This is a genomic window from Gilvibacter sp., assembly GCF_013214815.1.
Taxonomy (GTDB): Bacteria; Bacteroidota; Bacteroidia; order Flavobacteriales; family Flavobacteriaceae; genus Gilvibacter.
On record NZ_JABSPU010000119.1, the window covers coordinates 1 to 3,506 of the forward strand.

General features: G+C 44.2%; 3 protein-coding genes. 1 reads left to right on the forward strand and 2 read right to left on the reverse strand.

Annotated elements, in window-relative coordinates; genetic code table 11:
* Both HRT75_RS14255 and HRT75_RS14260 read right to left on the reverse strand, forming a co-directional pair.
* On the reverse strand, positions 1 to 1,526 hold a 1,526-nt coding region (locus HRT75_RS14255; RefSeq protein ID WP_291188140.1), incomplete at its 3' end, for a DUF1501 domain-containing protein.
* A gap of 7 nt (positions 1,527 to 1,533) precedes the next feature.
* On the reverse strand, positions 1,534 to 2,994 hold the full coding sequence (locus HRT75_RS14260) for a DUF1800 domain-containing protein (protein ID WP_291188143.1): 1,461 nt from the start codon (positions 2,992 to 2,994) through the stop codon (positions 1,534 to 1,536).
* A gap of 123 nt (positions 2,995 to 3,117) precedes the next feature.
* Here HRT75_RS14260 and HRT75_RS14265 point away from each other — a divergent pair.
* Positions 3,118 to 3,506, forward strand: a 389-nt coding sequence (locus HRT75_RS14265) for an LD-carboxypeptidase (protein WP_291188147.1), incomplete at its 3' end; no start/stop codon positions are given.

Consider the following 3,506-nt stretch of genomic DNA (forward strand, 5'->3'; position numbering starts at 1 on the left):
TTCTTCACATCGATCTCATGAGCTCCTGAGAATTTCATGTCGTTCGTCAAGGTGGCTACCTCCTGTCCAACAATATTATAAAGCACCACTTTGACATGCGCAGAGAACGGCATATTGAAGTTGATAAACGTAGTGTTGTCTCTATAGGTTGCGGTATGCGCAAAGCGATTGACATCTTCAAAATCATTTACCGAGGCGGTATTACATGCAAAGCCAAGGTCAACCAAGGAGTAATCCGTATTGAGCAAAGCGGCATTCACCGTAGTCTCGTCAATACACAACCATTCAATCATAATGGTCGCATAGATATTTCTAAAATCTTGATTGAAGATCAAATTCCCAAAGGGATCCGTTGCGGTTAAACTCGGGTGTGAACCTACAAAGCCGCTTTCGCCTAAACCACTTCCGAAGAGCATCATGGTAGAGGCTGATCCGTGATCCGTTCCTAAACTTCCATTTTCAAAAGGACGTCTTCCAAACTCAGAGATGGTCATGGAAAGTACCTTGTCATCCCAACCAGCCGTGGCTAGATCGTCATAAAAGTTCTTAACGGCCAATGACAGATCATTCATGATCTCATTGTGTGTTACCAACTGATTGGCGTGGGTGTCAAATCCTCCAAGGGTTACCATAAATACTTTAGTTCCTAAACCTCCTTTGATCAATCGCGCTATGATTGCCAATTGATTGGACAGGTCTCGGGTATCGTAAGGTGCATCGTTTGTAGCTCCTTCATAAGCCTCGTTGATTACACTCGCATAAGCAAAGGTGGTATTCGTGGCGGCTCTCAAAAATTGAAGTTGATCTCCGTAATAGCAGTCAGGAATATCCGTTACATCATGGACAACTCCCGTCGAAGCAATAGAGCTCAATTGATCCGGATTGGCCACAGTAAAGGCATAGTTACTATTCAGTCCGTCAAAAATGAGGTTTCCAATACTACCAATTTGGATGGCTGGAGGAACCTCTGGCGGATTCACCAAATAATCTGGATAGAGCTCTTCAAAATAGCGTCCCCACCATCCAGTCTCTCCTGGATCTGAGGTATCGGTATTGGCCCAAATATCTGAGGATTCAAAGTGTGAAAAGTTTTGATCCGGATAACCAACTCCGTGAACTACTTTCATGCGTCCGTCACCCCATACAGATTGGAGTGGACTCATAAAATCTGGCAGCCCAAAGTCTGGGTCTAGTGCGTAAAGCGAACTTTCTGCCAAGCGTATGTTTGGTCGTAAGCCTGCGTAAGTATCGTAATCGTATACCGGGACAATGGTATTTAGACCATCATTACCTCCTTTAAGGCGAATGATCACCAAGATATTATCGTTCTCTGATTCTGTCAAGGCCATAGCCAATGGCGATGGATTAGAAACCGTCAAATTGGTTCCCCCTAACATTACTGTTCCACCACCTAGGAGTCCTAAAGCCTGAATGAAAGAGCGGCGACTCCAGTGGTTGTGTTCTTGTTCGTGCTGCTTATCGTGCAGCTTCTTATAGTTTGATGAAGAGAAGTGATTGTTACACATAGCAGTTTTATTTTAGTTGGAACTCTGGGGCTTTCGCCAAGTGAATCAATAAACCGGCAACTTGTCCGGGCGCTGTGTCCCAATACAAATTCCAGGTTCCGTCGTCGTAGTACCCTTGAGGAATATCGCCCTTGAAAATATCAATGGCCACTTCATAATCAGAAAGGGTATGGAAAGGCTTGCCTATCAAGCGATCTGCAATCACAGTTGTAATGAACTCCGGATCGTTGCTATCACCAGAAAGTGAGATCGCTAAATTCCGAAGATCTTCTGGGTAATTAGAGAGTATATAAAACATATACAGCTCAATGACTTGCCAACGACCAGTCAGCGTGCTGCTGGAGATCCAATCGTGATCGCGTTGCCATCCGGCAACATCAACAGGCTCATACATTTCTTGCCCTAAAACTGCGGCGTAATAGGTTAAACCGTTCAAAATGGCATCATCATAGGTAAGTTCAGCTTCCGTAGTGAAGTTGAATAAGAAGTCAAAAGGGCTTTTTACTACAACACCTTGTGCGAGTTCGTCAAAGAAATGCTCGCTCTTAAAGAGTTGGCGCAAAACGGGAGCCAATTCAAAATCACTAGCAATAAACGTATCTGCCAGAGGCGCGATGATATCGGTCAAGGCAAACTCAGACACTTCATGACTCACAAAGAATTTATAGAGTTTGGTACAAATAAACGTTGCGATCTCTGTTGGACGCTGCTCAAAGAGAATCGTGATCACGTCATCATACTTCCAAATTCCGGCTTGTCCAAAGATGTTCTTTACGCTGGGGTCCCAGGTAGATTCGTCAAAATAAATAGCGTCTCCCACTTCTGCCCAGTGATTCCATCCGGTCAATGCCTTGGAGGCAAATTGAATGTCTGTCTCGGTATAATTGTTGTCTAAACCTAGAGTGAAAAGTTCAAAGAGCTCGCGGGCGTAATTCTCATTAGGCTCAAAACGCGTGTTCTGAAAACCGTTGAGGTAGAACAGCATGGCACCAGTTTTTCCAATGTCCGAGACAAAATCGCGGAAGTTTCCAATGGCATGCGTCTGGTTAACATTATAGTACTGGAACATATAGGGCGAGTAGAAATAGGTTTCCAACTCGGTCACAAAATGATTCATCCAGAAAAAAGTCAAACGATCCCTAAGCTTATTTTGGATCAAATCCCTCGCAGTTTGGTTGCGCCAAGCTTCAATGTATTCGTTGTTTTCCGTGTCGTAATCACTGAAATTTGTGAGGTTCCAATAACCCCAAGGCGGTGTGGCTGTGGGTTCCATGGCAACGGCCTGGTCCACCAGCTGATCAATAAAGGCATCTGGAGTTAATGTAAGCGCATTGTCTAGCTCCAATTGATTGGCACCAAAGGCAAGTCTGCGCGTCACGTGAATCGCTTTTTTCAGGTCCCAAGGGTTCTCGTCGGTAGGAACAAAAGGGGTGATAGGCGACGTATTGCATAGAGTAGTAGCTTCCATAGGCAATTTGGCTTAGTAGGTTTTTTGTTTCAATGTACTGAAAATCTGATAAATGACTGGATTATTAGCTCAAATTTTGAGTATTCTTATCATTTCTGCATCTTTGACGTAATTCAATTACGGATGGTTACACCTCAATTTTTGACTGCTGGAGATCGCGTGGGTTTAATTGCCCCTGCGCGTTTTATTACTGAGGAGCATTTAGAACCTGCGCTGAAGCTCTTGGAAAGCTGGGGTTTACAAGCGGTTTTGGCCGATAATATTCACGAGCAATATCATCAGTTTGCGGGAGACGATAAGCGCCGTGCTTCCTCTATGCAAGCCCTTGTGAATGATCCAGAAATCAAAGCTTTATGGAGTGTCCGTGGCGGTTATGGCAGTATTCGATTATTGGATCACTTGGATCTAACCAGTTTTAAGCACCATCCAAAATGGCTCATTGGTTACAGTGATGTAACTGTTTTTCACAACGTCCTTCACATTTTAGGAATGGCAAGTATTCACGGGACCAT